Source organism: Leclercia sp. M-A074-M, assembly GCF_965195605.1.
GTDB lineage: Bacteria > Pseudomonadota > Gammaproteobacteria > Enterobacterales > Enterobacteriaceae > Enterobacter.
On the sequence record NZ_CBDAHM010000001.1, the window covers coordinates 359433 to 373816 of the forward strand.

General features: G+C 53.7%; 10 protein-coding genes. 3 read left to right on the forward strand and 7 right to left on the reverse strand.

Going from position 1 to position 14384, the window contains the following annotated elements:
* Positions 1 to 30: 30 nt before the first annotated feature.
* From ACOKCT_RS01865 to ACOKCT_RS01895, 7 genes are all read right to left on the reverse strand, one after another.
* A complete protein-coding gene (locus tag ACOKCT_RS01865; protein WP_420193106.1) occupies positions 31 to 2295 on the reverse strand; it encodes a ComEC family protein in 2265 nt (754 codons plus the stop codon).
* A 213-nt stretch (positions 2296 to 2508) separates the two neighbouring features.
* Positions 2509 to 2796 (reverse strand): integration host factor subunit beta, encoded by a 288-nt coding sequence (ihfB, locus tag ACOKCT_RS01870; RefSeq protein ID WP_039029484.1) that lies wholly within the window; start codon positions 2794 to 2796, stop codon positions 2509 to 2511.
* Positions 2797 to 2916: 120 nt separating this feature from the next.
* On the reverse strand, positions 2917 to 4590 hold the full coding sequence (gene rpsA, locus ACOKCT_RS01875; RefSeq protein WP_032617357.1) for a 30S ribosomal protein S1: 1674 nt from the start codon (positions 4588 to 4590) through the stop codon (positions 2917 to 2919).
* Between the two features lie 111 nt (positions 4591 to 4701).
* The gene (cmk, locus tag ACOKCT_RS01880; protein ID WP_103178921.1) at positions 4702 to 5385 is read right to left on the reverse strand and encodes a (d)CMP kinase; all 684 of its coding nucleotides are present in this window, start codon (positions 5383 to 5385) and stop codon (positions 4702 to 4704) included.
* Between the two features lie 183 nt (positions 5386 to 5568).
* Positions 5569 to 6852 (reverse strand): 3-phosphoshikimate 1-carboxyvinyltransferase, encoded by a 1284-nt coding sequence (gene aroA / locus ACOKCT_RS01885; protein WP_103178920.1) that lies wholly within the window; start codon positions 6850 to 6852, stop codon positions 5569 to 5571.
* 69 nt (positions 6853 to 6921) lie between these two features.
* On the reverse strand, positions 6922 to 8010 hold the full coding sequence (gene serC, locus ACOKCT_RS01890) for a 3-phosphoserine/phosphohydroxythreonine transaminase (protein WP_159339204.1): 1089 nt from the start codon (positions 8008 to 8010) through the stop codon (positions 6922 to 6924).
* Positions 8011 to 8173: 163 nt separating this feature from the next.
* Positions 8174 to 8866 (reverse strand): DUF421 domain-containing protein, encoded by a 693-nt coding sequence (locus ACOKCT_RS01895; protein ID WP_156654211.1) that lies wholly within the window; start codon positions 8864 to 8866, stop codon positions 8174 to 8176.
* A 139-nt stretch (positions 8867 to 9005) separates the two neighbouring features.
* Here ACOKCT_RS01895 and ycaO point away from each other — a divergent pair, with 139 nt between their 5' ends.
* The 3 genes from ycaO (at position 9006) to pflB (ending at position 14361) form a co-directional block, all read left to right on the forward strand.
* The gene (gene ycaO / locus ACOKCT_RS01900) at positions 9006 to 10766 is read left to right on the forward strand and encodes a 30S ribosomal protein S12 methylthiotransferase accessory factor YcaO (protein ID WP_156654210.1); all 1761 of its coding nucleotides are present in this window, start codon (positions 9006 to 9008) and stop codon (positions 10764 to 10766) included.
* A gap of 403 nt (positions 10767 to 11169) precedes the next feature.
* Positions 11170 to 12027, forward strand: a complete 858-nt coding sequence (focA, locus tag ACOKCT_RS01905) for a formate transporter FocA (protein ID WP_139156327.1) — start codon at positions 11170 to 11172, stop codon at positions 12025 to 12027.
* Between the two features lie 51 nt (positions 12028 to 12078).
* Complete coding sequence (pflB, locus tag ACOKCT_RS01910) at positions 12079 to 14361, forward strand: formate C-acetyltransferase (protein ID WP_103178915.1); 2283 nt, start codon at positions 12079 to 12081, stop codon at positions 14359 to 14361.
* Positions 14362 to 14384 lie beyond the last annotated feature (23 nt).

Below are 14384 nucleotides of genomic sequence, written 5' to 3' on the forward strand. Positions count from 1 at the left end.
AACCAGCATTTGTTGAAATAGCCGCATATTCTACCCGTTATCTCCGGGCGCGCCAAACCACTGATGATACCAACGGGGCAAAATTTGATCCCGTAAGCTATGGATTTGCCAGCCATGTTGCGAAAAAGAAACGGTAAGTTGTCCCAGTCGGGGTGTTGTTAGCCAGCGATACCCCTCCTTTTGGTAGCGGCGAGCCACTTTAAACGAAGGCAGTCGCCACGCGTTATAGCGGGAGGCAGACACCAGAGCGATCTGCCCACCCACGCGCTGCACCAGAGGGAGTGACGAGGAGGTATTACTGCCATGGTGCGGCACCTGGATAAGTGTAGACGCAAGATATTGCCAGTGACGACTGAGCATCGCTTTTTCTCCCTTCGCTTCAATATCGCCGGTTAACAACACGCTATGGGTACCGTCCTCAACTTTAACCACGCAGGAACCGTTATTGCCGCGCTGCGGTTTGTTGGCGAGGGGCCAGTGTGCGCTGAAGGTCAGCCCTCGCCACTGCCAGCGCTCTCCGCGCACACACGGGCCATGCCCGGCCCAGCGCAGCGGGCTTCTTATCCACATAGACGGCCACGCCTTACGTAGCGATACCACCCCGCCGATATGGTCGAGGTGTTCGTGGCTGATAATCACCCCCTCCGGGCGTAAATGGTGCCACCGTAACCAGGGAATGATCAGCTGTTGCGCACTGTCCCCGCCCGTCCAGGCGGGGCCGGTGTCATAAAGGATCGCTCTCCCCTGCCGCTCGATCACCATTGCCAGCCCCTGTCCGACATCCAGCATATGCACCGCCCAGCCCTCGGTTTTATCAGCCCGCCATAGCGGACTACTTGCCAGCACCAGTGCCGAGACACAGACCACCGGACAGGTACGCGCCCCGCGCAGACGCCAGGCGACAATGGCGGCCCAGGGCAGCAGGGTCAGCCACAGCCAGCGTTTATCGACCGGGATCCAACCGTCAGGCAGCGCGGTTAAAAATCTGAACAGCAGCGACAGTGAGCCATCCGCCAGCGTCCAGACCATATTTTCCGCCCCCGGCCACCTCCAGAGATGCAGCCCCATTCCCAATAAGATCAACGGCACCGAAATAAAGGTTACCAGCGGCACCGCCACCAGATTCGCGACCAGTGAAGAGAGGCTGAAACCATGGAAGACGACAATCTGTACCGGCAGCAACAGCAACAGCATGCCAAGCTGCAGGTGCAGCAAGCTAACCACGGCCCTGACGACCCACGGGCCAGAAAAGCGCGGAGCAGGCACCCACTGATACCAGAAAATCAGCACCGCCACGGCAAAAGCGGACAGTAAAAGACTGTGCGACAGCACGGCCAGCGGATCGGCCAGTAAAATGGCAGCAATGCAGACGCGCCATACCTGCCAGGGCGACCAGAGACGACCGCTCAATTGCAACGCCAGGCAAGCGCCCAGTGAGACGACGGTACGCAACGCAGGAGGCTGCATTCCGGTAAGCCAGGCGTAAAAGGCGGCAAAGCAGAACCCTGCCACCAGCGGGGCTCGCCAGCTTACCCAACGCCCCGGAATGAAAAACTGTATGCCCCGCACCAGCAGCCAGACAACCGACGCCGCCAGCGCTATGTGCAAACCTGAGATCGCCATCAGATGCCCGGTGCCGGTTTCCCGCATCAGATTTTTTATCTCTGGCGTTACCGCCAGCCGCTCTCCCATCCCCAGCCCCAGCAGAACCGGCCCCTGGGTATAGGGAGAAAGTGTGGCCATCAGCGAGGTGAGATAGCGGGCGCGTAAGCTACAGCGAGCATCTGTTACATCGGCATGGGTAAAACGCCCGGTCAGGGGCTGATGCTGTGCCAGGGCATAGCGCTGGGAATCGAACCCGCCATCGTTGAGTTGCCCATGAACGGCGCGTAACGATAAGGTCATCGACCACCGCTGCCCGGCGCAGCCCGGTTGCGGCAGCGTGTTGCCATACAGCGTGACGCCTACTGCTGGCACCATCGCTTTGCCGTTGAGCTGGGTAATACGGGCCCGATAGGCCGCGTCGTTTTCAACCGCTACGATCTCTATCTCCGCTTTCTGCGGACCCCGGGTCAGATGCTGCATTGGCCAGACCGCACTTTGCGCGGCCAGCGCTCCCCAGGCGAAGAAAAGCAGCCAGAAACCACTGTAGCGGGCCACGTTATGACGAATTAAGGCGAGCAGAAATCCGGCAACCGCTATGGCCTGGATAAACGGCAGCGCTGGCAGAGCGGGCAGCCACAGAAGCGGCAGGATAGCCAGGATCAGACATGTCGCTAACGACGTTAAACGCATTTACACCTCCCTGTGTCAGGGCAGTGTGCGTTCAGACGTTACGTCTGTCAGGTGCGAAATTGTGCGGTTGCGACGCAGGCTGGCATAAATAAACGGTGTGCAGCAAAAAGCCGTGCAATTTGCGGCGTAGCTTCCGGCTAAAAAGGAGAAAAACAAGAAAAGCACCCGCAGGTGCTTTTCTTGTGGTCACTCAGTTTTGCCCGCAGGCGAAACTCAGTTGCCGTAAATATTGGCGCGATCGCGCAGCTCTTTACCCGGCTTAAAGTGCGGAACGTATTTACCTTCCAGCTCTACTTTGTCACCAGTCTTCGGGTTACGCCCGGTACGTGGAGCACGATAGTGCAGAGAAAAACTACCGAAACCGCGGATTTCAATGCGCTCGCCCTGTGCAAGAGTGGTAGCCATATGCTCCAGCATCTCTTTTACGGCGTCTTCCACTGCTTTCGCAGGTATATGCGATTGCTGGCTGGCAAGTCTTTCAATCAATTCTGACTTGGTCATGATTCCTCCGGTTCCTTCAAACCAATTAGCTAAACAGCTTAAACAAGGGCGGCCGTAGCCGCCCTTTGTTATTGATTACAGGACGAATCCTGCAATCTGTCAAGTCACTCTACGAGTAACTTATTCGCCTTTAGCTGCTTTGAAAGCTTCAGCCATTGCGTTGTTAGAGAAGTTTGCATCTTCCTGTTTGTTAACAGTTGCGATTGCATCTTTCTCATCAGCTTCGTCTTTAGCACGAACAGACAGGCTGATTGCACGGTTCTTACGATCAACGCCGGTGAATTTAGCTTCAACGTCGTCGCCTACGCTCAGAACCAGAGTTGCATCTTCAACGCGGTCACGTGAAGCTTCAGAAGCGCGCAGGTAACCTTCAACGCCGTCAGCCAGCTCTACGGTTGCGCCTTTCGCGTCAACTGCAGTCACTTTACCGTTTACGATTGCGCCTTTCTTGTTCAGTGCAACCCAGTTGTTGAACGGATCTTCTGCGAGCTGTTTAACGCCCAGGGAGATACGCTCACGCTCTGCGTCAACCTGCAGAACAACTGCTGCGATTTCGTCGCCTTTTTTGTATTCACGTACTGCTTCTTCGCCTGCAACGTTCCAGGAGATGTCAGACAGGTGAACCAGGCCGTCGATGCCGCCGTCCAGGCCGATGAAGATACCGAAGTCAGTGATAGACTTGATTTTACCTTCAACACGGTCGCCCTTGTTGTGGGTTTCCGCGAACTGCTGCCATGGGTTGTTTTTGCACTGCTTCAGGCCCAGGGAGATACGACGACGTTCTTCGTCGATATCCAGAACCATAACTTCCACTACATCACCAACGTTAACAACTTTGGATGGGTGGATGTTTTTGTTGGTCCAGTCCATTTCGGAAACGTGAACCAGGCCTTCAACGCCTTCTTCGATTTCAACGAAGCAGCCGTAGTCGGTCAGGTTGGTAACGCGACCAGTCAGTTTAGTACCTTCTGGGTAACGTTTAGCGATAGCTACCCATGGATCTTCGCCCAGCTGTTTCAGGCCGAGGGATACACGAGTACGCTCGCGGTCGAACTTCAGCACTTTAACAGTGATTTCGTCGCCCACGTTCACGATTTCGCTTGGGTGCTTAACGCGTTTCCACGCCATGTCGGTGATGTGCAGCAGGCCATCAACGCCGCCCAGGTCAACGAATGCGCCGTAGTCAGTGAGGTTCTTAACGATACCTTTGACTTCCATGCCTTCCTGCAGGTTTTCCAGCAGCTGATCGCGTTCTGCGCTGTTTTCGGATTCGATAACGGCACGACGGGAAACAACAACGTTGTTACGCTTCTGGTCCAGCTTGATTACTTTGAACTCAAGCTCTTTGCCTTCCAGGTGCAGGGTGTCACGAACTGGACGAACGTCTACCAGTGAACCTGGCAGGAACGCACGAATACCATTCAGCTCAACAGTGAAGCCGCCTTTAACTTTGCCGTTGATAACACCGACCACAGTTTCAGCTTCTTCGTAAGCTTTTTCCAGCGTGATCCAAGCTTCGTGACGTTTAGCTTTCTCACGGGACAGCAGGGTTTCACCGAAGCCGTCTTCTACTGCATCCAGAGCAACGTCAACTTCGTCACCAACCTGGATTTCCAGCTCGCCCTGGGCGTTTTTGAACTGCTCTGCCGGGATGGCAGACTCAGATTTCAGACCGGCGTCAACCAGTACGATATCTTTGTCGATAGCAACAACAACGCCACGAACAATGGAACCCGGACGGGTTTCGATTTCTTTTAAGGATTCTTCAAACAGTTGAGCAAAAGATTCAGTCATGTTTAATCTTCAGGTTAATATTAACGTCCACCTGGCTCCGTGCCGGATGGGGTTGTTTCACATACCCGCCGTCAATCCATTGCAGCGGGGGTACTGCTAAATCGGTCGCGATTACGCGAGAGCCAATTTCTGGCGCGCATATTGTAGCGCTTTTTCAATCACTTGCTCAATAGTTAAACTGGTAGAATCCAGAACTAATGCATCATCTGCGGGAACAAGTGGTGCAACGGCGCGATTACGGTCGCGATCGTCACGCTCTTTTATCTCAGACAAAAGACGTTCAAAGTTAACACTAAAGCCCTTTTCCTGCAACTGCAGCATACGGCGCTGCGCGCGCTCCTCCGAGGAAGCGTCAAGGAAAATTTTCACCGGCGCATCAGGGAAAACCACGGTTCCCATATCGCGTCCGTCAGCGATCAGACCCGGGGCGTCGCGGAACGCGCGCTGGCGACGTAAAAGCGCCTCGCGCACGCGTGGGAAAGCCGCGACCTGAGAGGCTGCGTTCGCCACTTCCTGGGTGCGGATCTCAGCGCTGACATCTTCCCCTTCAAGGATCACTTCCAGGTTGCCGTTGGTGGAGATGAAACGTACATCCAGATGGGCGGCCAGCGGCACCAGCGCCTCTTCAGAGGCGACATCGACATGATGATGCAAGGCAGCCAGCGCCAGCACACGATAGATTGCGCCCGAATCTAAAAGATGCCATTGCAGTGCTTCCGCCATGGCTTTGCATAGCGTGCCTTTACCTGCGCCACTCGGCCCGTCAATGGTGATTACCGGGGCAATTGCCGTCATCTTTTTCTCCTTAATTTAGGCATACCGATGTGTAAACGCCGCGCATTATACGCGTCAACGTGCACAACTGTTACCTTTGCGTGCAAATTACGAAATGTTTGAAGCTGAGTGTAGAAGAAATGGACGAGGATGATGTCAGGAAGCGTAAGGAAACGCCGCATCAGGTGATGCGGCGTCGCGATATCATGCAGAAGTGCTAATACGCGCCAGCTGTTCGAAGTAGTCGGGGAACGTTTTCGCGGTACATTTCGGGTCAAGGATGGTGACCGGCGTATCTGAGAGCGCCACCAGCGAGAAGCACATCGCCATACGGTGATCGTTATAGGTGCCAATTTCCGCCGCCTGTAGCCTGGCCGGAGGCGTTACGCGGATATAGTCCTCGCCCTCTTCCACTTCCGCACCCACTTTACGTAGCTCGGTTGCCATGGCAAACAGGCGATCGGTCTCTTTCACACGCCAGTTGTAGATGTTGCGCAGCGTGGTCGTGCCTTTGGCAAACAGCGCCGCTGTGGCAATGGTCATCGCCGCGTCAGGAATGTGGTTCATGTCCATATCAATGGCGTTCAGCTCCCCGCGGGTGCAGGAGATGTAGTCATCGCCCCAGGTCACCACGGCGCCCATCTTCTCCAGCACATCAGCAAAGCGAATGTCGCCCTGCACGCTGTTGCGACCAATACCGGTCACTTTAACGGTACCGCCTTTAATGGCACCCGCCGCCAGGAAGTAAGAGGCCGACGAGGCATCGCCTTCTACCAGGTAATTGCCCGGTGTCTGGTACTGCTGCCCGCCGCGCACCACGAAACGCTGGTAACTGTGGTTTTCCACCTCAACGCCAAAGGTCTTCATCAGGTGCAGCGTGATATCGATATAGGGTTTGGAAACCAGCTCGCCTTTAATGGTGATAGTGGTGTTTTGTGGCGCCAGCGGTGCGGTCATCAACAACGCGGTCAGGAACTGGCTGGAAACGCTGCCGTCCACCGCCACTTCACCGCCGGTAAAACCTCCACGCAGACGCAGCGGCGGATAGTTTTCCTGCTCCAGATAGTCAATCTGCGCGCCGCCCTGACGCAGCGCATCAACCAGATGACCAATCGGACGCTCTTTCATGCGCGGCTCGCCCGTCAGCACGATGTCATTGCTGCCCAGGCACAGGGCTGCCGCCAGCGGGCGCATAGCCGTGCCGGCGTTGCCGAGGAAGAGCTCCAGCGCGTCGGCGGAGTGCAGCGCACCGGCATTGCCCGTCACTTCACAACGGGTACGATCCGCAGACAGGGTATAGTGGACTCCCAACGCTTTCAGCGCATTAAGCATATGGCGAACGTCATCGCTGTCCAGCAGGTTAGTGAGAACAGTGGTGCCGTTTGCCAGCGCAGCCAGCAGCAAGGCGCGGTTCGAGACACTTTTTGAACCAGGCAGATTAATGGTGCCATCTACCCGCGCGATAGGGTGTAACGTCAGGGATTCCATGAAATTTAAGTCTCAATTCAACATAATAAAAACCCCGCAGCGAGGCTACGGGGGTGAACAGGGGCGTGATTAACCGTGGCGACGTTCGAAGTCAGTCATGAAGTCGGTCAACGCCTTAACGCCTTCGAGCGGCATGGCGTTATAGATGGAGGCGCGCATGCCGCCAACCACGCGGTGACCTTTCAGCGCATGCAGACCAGCAGCGAAGGACTCTTCGAGGAACAGCTTATCGAGATTGCTGTCGGCCAGTTGGAACGGCACGTTCATGCGGGAACGGTTCGCTTTGGCGACGTCGTTGCGATAGAAGTCGCTGCCGTCGATGACGCTGTAGAGCAGCTCAGATTTCTGCTGATTGATCTTATCCATCTGCGCCACGCCGCCGTTGTTTCTCAGCCATTTAAAGACCAGGCCAGAGAGATACCAGGCAAAGGTCGGCGGGGTGTTGAACATGGAGTCGTTATCGTTCAGCACGCTGTAGTCCAGAATCGACGGGCAGGATTTGTGCGCTTTACCCAGCAGATCTTCGCGCACGATCACCAGGGTCAGGCCGGCCGGGCCGATGTTTTTCTGCGCGCCAGCGTAGATCACGCCGTAGCGGCTGACATCCAGCGGCGAAGAGAGAATGGTGGAGGAGAAGTCCGCCGTGACGACCACATCCTCGCCAAAGTTTGGCTCTTCGTGGATGGCGATGCCGTCGATGGTTTCATTTGGGCAGTAGTGCAGATAGGCCGCATCGCGGGAGAGCTGCCATTCGCTCATCGGTTTTACCGCGCGTAAGCCGTCAACGGTGACTTTGGCATCAATCACGTTCGGAGAGCAGTATTTGTGCGCTTCTTTTACCGCGCTGGCAGCCCAGTAACCGGCATCAACATAGTCGGCGGTGGTTTTGTCGCCCAGCAGGTTCAGCGGAATACCGGCAAACTGACCGCGACCGCCGCCGTGACAGAATAATACTTTGTAATTTGAGGGGATATTCAGCAGGAAACGAAAATCTGCTTCTGCCTCTTCCGCCACCTGAATAAACTCTTTACCACGGTGACTGACTTCCATTACCGACGTGCCAAGACCGTTCCAGTCGCACAGCTCCTGTTGAGCCTGTTTGAGCACATCCGCCGGTAACATTGCCGGACCTGAACTAAAATTAAAGACCTGAGCCATTTCCCCTCACCACGCTATAAAGCCATAAGTAATAACTGTGGATATCGGTTTTATCATTCAGTGACACGCGCCGCAATGTCTAAAACTCATGCCCCGGAAAATGTGCCCGCCATCACACAATACATTCTGCCAGCGGGCTGTCACAAAACCGACAAAATTGCTGTCAGGGGATGCGTTTGGCCCAGCTAACCTTCGTCCATTCCGGATTCGTACAACGTGGACATAATTGATGTGCCCCGGCCTGTAGAGTCTGAACATGACCGCAACGCCGACAGGCATATTCCCCGACTTCCGGTATCGTCATAAAACGTTCCACAAATTCATCCGGCAATATGCACAGCCCGGGCTTGACCTGCTCATCGTCATAAAAGTAAACGCTTATCTGCCCGTTGGTCTCCATAATGGCAAGCTTAACCTGCCCAAGCTGTTCGACGCCGCTCACCCGCAGTTCCATAAAGAACTCAAACTCGGTCATGTTGGCGCGCTTTACTTTTTCCCAGGCCAGCTTGCCCTCTTCGACAATGGCGACCGGTTTGCCCTCAAGCAGGTCTTCCAGCTTTTCACTTTTCGACATCAGCCACATCACCAGCCGGTAGAGCAACGCCAGGGTAATGAAAACAACAAAGACGGGAATCATCGGCACATCGTCATAAAATGCCACGTCCCCCGCCGCCGACCCCAGGGTCAGAATGATTAACACTTCGAAGAGCGACATCTGGCGCACGCCGCGTCGTCCGGTAAGTTTGAGGAACAGGAAAACCAGTACAAAGGTGTAGAGACTTCGCAGCGCGACCTCGCCTAAAAACTCAACGGGTACTTTATCAAAGGCCATTCGTTGAAGATCGAATGCTTTCATTTTTTATATTCCTTTACAGTAGGTTACTGAATATAAGCATAGCCCAGCCTTTTATTTTCGCCGAAACCGCCGGGGAGATAGCGCCTGTCATGCAAAACCCGTATCATTGCGCGCTTTCCGTACGATATAAGTGATCCCCATGACTCAAACGTTTATCCCCGGCAAAGACGCCGCCCTGGAAGATTCCATCGCTCGCTTCCAGCAAAAACTGACCGACCTGGGCTTTAACATCGAAGAGGCCTCCTGGCTCAACCCGGTTCCCCACGTCTGGTCTGTGCATATTCGCGATAAAGAGTGCGCGCTGTGCTTTACCAATGGCAAAGGTGCAACCAAAAAAGCGGCGCTGGCCTCTGCGCTGGGTGAGTATTTTGAACGTCTGTCCACTAACTATTTCTTTGCCGATTTCTGGCTGGGCGAGACCGTGGCGAATGGCCCGTTTGTTCACTATCCAAATGAAAAATGGTTCCCACTGACCGAAGATGACGAACTGCCGGAAGGGATCCTCGACGATCGCCTGCGTGCGTTTTACGATCTGGAGAATCAACTGACCGCCAGCATGCTGGTTGATTTGCAGTCAGGTAATGAAGATCGCGGTATCTGCGCCCTGCCGTTTACCCGCCAGTCTGACGAGCAAACCGTCTATATTCCGATGAACATCGTCGGCAACCTGTATGTCTCCAACGGCATGTCAGCCGGTAACACACGCAACGAAGCGCGTGTTCAGGGTCTGTCCGAAGTCTTTGAGCGCCATATTAAAAACCGCATTATCGCGGAATCTATCAGCCTGCCGGAGATCCCGGCTGATGTGCTGGCCCGCTACCCGGGCGTGGTGGAGTCCATTGCCAAACTGGAAGCAGAAGGTTTCCCAATCTTCGCCTATGACGGCTCGCTGGGCGGGAAGTATCCGGTTATCTGCGTGGTGCTGTTCAACCCGGCGAACGGCACCTGCTTCGCCTCCTTCGGGGCGCACCCGGACTTTGGCGTAGCGCTGGAGCGTACCGTCACGGAACTGCTGCAGGGCCGTAGCCTGAAAGATCTCGATGTCTTCACTCCGCCGACGTTTGATGACGAAGAAGTGGCGGAACATGCCAACCTGGAAACGCACTTCATCGACTCCAGCGGCTCTATCTCCTGGGATCTGTTTAAGCAGGACGCGGATTATCCGTTTGTTGACTGGAGCTTCTCCGGCACCACAGAGGAAGAGTTCGCCACGCTGATGGCTATCTTCACTGCCGAAGGGCAGGAAGTGTACATCGCCGATTATGAACATCTGGGCGTCTACGCCTGCCGTATTCTGGTGCCGGGCATGTCCGACATCTATCCGGTAGAAGATCTGTGGCTGGCCAATAACAGCATGGGCAGCCATCTGCGCGAAACCCTGCTGGCGCTGCCGGAGAGCACATGGGAGAAAGAGGACTACCTGAACCTTATTACCCAGCTGGACGACGAAGGTCATGACGACTTCACTCGCGTACGCGAGCTGCTGGGGCTGGCAACGGGTAAAGATAATGGCTGGTACACCCTGCGTATTGGCGAGCTGAAGGCGATGCTGGCGCTGGCAGGCGGCGATCTGGAACAGGCGCTGATCTGGACCGAATGGACCATCGAGTTCAACGCCTCGGTATTCAGCGCGGAGCGTGCAAACTACTACCGTTGCCTGCAGACCCTGCTGTTGCTGGCGCAGGAAGAAGAGCGTCAGCCGCTGCAGTACCTCAATGCCTTTACCCGTATGTACGGCGCCGAAGCGGTAGAGAATGCCAGCGCGGCCCTGAGCGGCGAAGCGCCGTTCTATGGCTTGCAGGCGGTGGACAGCGATCTGAAAGCCTTCCCTGCGCACCAGTCCTTGCTGAAGGCCTATGAGAAATTGCAGAAAGCAAAAAGCGCGTACTGGGCTAAATAACGTTACATACCATTACAAACAGTAGGCGAATACAATCACCTACGTTATATTACGGGGCAATTTTATTGCCCCGTTTTATTTTTACGGTAATAAATCTTTGGTTGTAATAATTAAGTTAAATATTGGTAGCTATAATAATAGCGGCCTGACAGTTATTGTTACTTTTTATATGAAATACTCCATTTTAATTAACTGTCGGAGTAAGCGTCAGGAGAAAAAATCAACTCATTTTGTAACTTTTAAAATTTATTTTTATCAGGATAATCAAAAACTTACTCCGCATTTGCTGTAAAACCACGCACTTTGCGGGCCTATAAGCCAGGCGAGATATGATCTACATCAATTTCTCTTCTATAATGCTTTGTTAGTATCTCGTCGCCGACTTAATAAAGAGAGAGTTAGTGTGAAAGCTGACAACCCTTTTGATCTTTTACTCCCAGCTGCAATGGCAAAAGTTGCCGAAGAAGCGGGTGTCTATAAAGCAACGAAACAACCGATGACGACGTTCTTCCTGGCGATTACCGCCGGCGTGTTCATCTCCATCGCCTTCGTTTTCTATATCACTGCGACCACCGGTACCGCCGCGATGCCTTACGGTATTGCCAAGCTGATTGGTGGCATCTGTTTCTCGCTGGGCCTGATTCTCTGCGTCATTTGCGGCGCCGATCTCTTTACCTCGACGGTGCTTATCGTCGTGGCGAAAGCCAGCGGTAGAATCACCTGGGGTCAACTGGCCAAAAACTGGATCAACGTTTATATCGGTAACCTGATTGGTGCCCTACTCTTTGTTCTGTTGATGTGGTTGTCCGGGGAGTATATGACAGCCAACGGCGGCTGGGGCCTGAATGTCCTGCAAACCGCCGACCATAAAATGCACCATACATTTATTGAAGCCGTTGCCCTTGGCATCCTGGCGAACCTGATGGTCTGCCTGGCGGTCTGGATGAGTTACTCCGGTCGCAGCCTGATGGATAAAGCGATGATCATGGTTCTGCCTGTCGCCATGTTCGTTGCCAGCGGCTTTGAACACAGCATTGCAAACATGTTTATGATCCCTTTCGGTATCGTAATCCGTGACTTTGCCAGCCCGGAGTTCTGGACCGCAGTTGGTTCAAGCCCGGAGAATTTCTCTCACCTGACCGTTATGAACTTCATTACTGATAACCTGATCCCGGTCACAATCGGGAACATTATCGGCGGTGGTCTGCTGGTTGGGTTGACATACTGGGTCATTTACCTGCGTGGCGATAACCATCATTAACGGTTGTCTCAGGCAGTAAATAAAAAATCCACTTAAGAAGGTAGGTGTTACATGTCCGAACTTAATGAAAAGTTAGCCACAGCATGGGAAGGTTTTGCCAAAGGTGATTGGCAGAATGAAGTCAACGTTCGTGACTTCATCCAGAAAAACTATACCCCATATGAAGGTGACGAATCCTTCCTGGCCGGTGCCACCGACGCAACCACTGCCCTGTGGGATAGCGTTATGGAAGGCGTTAAGCAGGAAAACCGCACTCACGCGCCTGTTGATTTCGACACCTCCATCGCGTCCACCATCACTTCTCACGACGCGGGTTATATCAACAAGTCCCTCGAGAAGATTGTTGGTCTGCAAACTGAAGCGCCACTGAAACGTGCGATTATCCCGTTCGGTGGTATTAAAATGGTTGAAGGTTCCTGCAAAGCGTACAATCGCGAGCTGGACCCAATGCTGAAAAAAATCTTCACCGAATACCGCAAAACCCACAACCAGGGCGTGTTTGACGTTTATACCAAAGACATCCTGAACTGCCGTAAATCTGGCGTCCTGACCGGCCTGCCAGATGCCTATGGCCGTGGCCGTATCATCGGTGACTACCGTCGCGTTGCGCTGTACGGTATCGACTTCCTGATGAAAGACAAATACGCCCAGTTCCAGTCTCTGCAGTCCGACCTGGAAAATGGCGTAAACCTGGAAGCCACTATCCGTCTGCGTGAAGAGATTGCTGAACAGCACCGCGCGCTGGGTCAGATCAAAGAGATGGCAGCGAAATACGGTTGCGATATCTCCGGCCCTGCAACCAACGCTCAGGAAGCGATCCAGTGGACCTACTTCGGTTACCTGGCTGCGGTTAAGTCTCAGAACGGTGCAGCAATGTCCTTCGGTCGTGTATCCACCTTCCTGGATGCATACATCGAACGTGACCTGAAAGCAGGCAAAATCAACGAACAAGACGCTCAGGAAATGATTGACCACCTGGTCATGAAACTGCGTATGGTTCGCTTCCTGCGTACCCCAGAATATGATGAGCTGTTCTCTGGTGACCCAATCTGGGCAACGGAATCCATCGGTGGTATGGGCGTAGATGGCCGTACTCTGGTAACCAAAAACAGCTTCCGCTTCCTGAACACCCTGTACACCATGGGGCCGTCTCCGGAGCCGAACATCACCGTTCTGTGGTCTGAAAAACTGCCGCTGAATTTCAAGAAATTCGCCGCTAAAGTCTCCATCGACACCTCTTCTCTGCAGTATGAGAACGATGATCTGATGCGTCCTGACTTCAACAACGATGACTACGCTATCGCTTGCTGCGTAAGCCCAATGGTTGTTGGTAAACAAATGCAGTTCTTCGGTGCGCGTGCAAACCTGGCGAAAACCATGCTGTACGCAATCAACGGCGGCGTTGATGAAAAACTGAAAATGCAGGTTGGTCCTAAGTCTGAGCCGATCAAAGGCGACGTGCTGAACTATGACGAAGTCATGGATCGCATGGATCACTTCATGGACTGGCTGGCTAAACAGTATGTCACCGCGCTGAACGTCATTCACTACATGCACGACAAGTACAGCTACGAAGCCTCTCTGATGGCGCTGCATGACCGTGACGTCGTGCGCACCATGGCATGTGGTATCGCAGGCCTGTCCGTTGCGGCTGACTCCCTGTCTGCTATCAAATATGCGAAAGTTAAACCAATTCGTGACGAAGACGGTCTGGCTATCGACTTCGAAATCGAAGGCGAATATCCGCAGTTTGGTAACAACGACGCTCGCGTTGATGACATGGCGGTTGACCTGGTAGAACGTTTCATGAAGAAAATTCAGAAACTCACTACTTACCGTAACGCTATCCCGACTCAGTCTGTTCTGACCATCACCTCTAACGTTGTGTATGGTAAGAAAACCGGTAACACCCCAGACGGTCGTCGTGCTGGCGCGCCATTCGGACCAGGTGCTAACCCAATGCACGGCCGTGACCAGAAAGGTGCTGTTGCCTCTCTGACCTCCGTTGCAAAACTGCCGTTTGCTTACGCTAAAGATGGTATCTCTTACACCTTCTCTATCGTTCCAAATGCGCTGGGTAAAGATGACGAAGTGCGTAAAACCAACCTCGCGGGTCTGATGGACGGTTACTTCCATCATGAAGCGTCCATCGAAGGTGGTCAGCACCTGAACGTGAACGTTATGAACCGTGAAATGCTGCTCGATGCGATGGAACATCCGGAAAAATATCCGCAGCTGACCATCCGTGTATCTGGCTACGCAGTACGTTTTAACTCGCTGACTAAAGAGCAGCAGAAAGACGTTATTACCCGTACTTTCACTCAGTCCATGTAAGTGGATTTGACTGAAATCGCGCA

What these genes read in the sequence shown, in the direction of transcription:
- ihfB (WP_039029484.1), bottom strand. Translation starts at nt 2,796, where the DNA reads ATGACCAAGTCAGAATTGATTGAAAGACTTGCCAGCCAGCAATCGCAT.
- pflB (WP_103178915.1), top strand. Translation starts at nt 12,079, where the DNA reads ATGTCCGAACTTAATGAAAAGTTAGCCACAGCATGGGAAGGTTTTGCC.
- aroA (WP_103178920.1), bottom strand. Translation starts at nt 6,852, where the DNA reads ATGGAATCCCTGACGTTACACCCTATCGCGCGGGTAGATGGCACCATT.
- ycaO (WP_156654210.1), top strand. Translation starts at nt 9,006, where the DNA reads ATGACTCAAACGTTTATCCCCGGCAAAGACGCCGCCCTGGAAGATTCC.
- ACOKCT_RS01865 (WP_420193106.1), bottom strand. Translation starts at nt 2,295, where the DNA reads ATGCGTTTAACGTCGTTAGCGACATGTCTGATCCTGGCTATCCTGCCG.
- ACOKCT_RS01895 (WP_156654211.1), bottom strand. Translation starts at nt 8,866, where the DNA reads ATGAAAGCATTCGATCTTCAACGAATGGCCTTTGATAAAGTACCCGTT.
- serC (WP_159339204.1), bottom strand. Translation starts at nt 8,010, where the DNA reads ATGGCTCAGGTCTTTAATTTTAGTTCAGGTCCGGCAATGTTACCGGCG.
- cmk (WP_103178921.1), bottom strand. Translation starts at nt 5,385, where the DNA reads ATGACGGCAATTGCCCCGGTAATCACCATTGACGGGCCGAGTGGCGCA.
- rpsA (WP_032617357.1), bottom strand. Translation starts at nt 4,590, where the DNA reads ATGACTGAATCTTTTGCTCAACTGTTTGAAGAATCCTTAAAAGAAATC.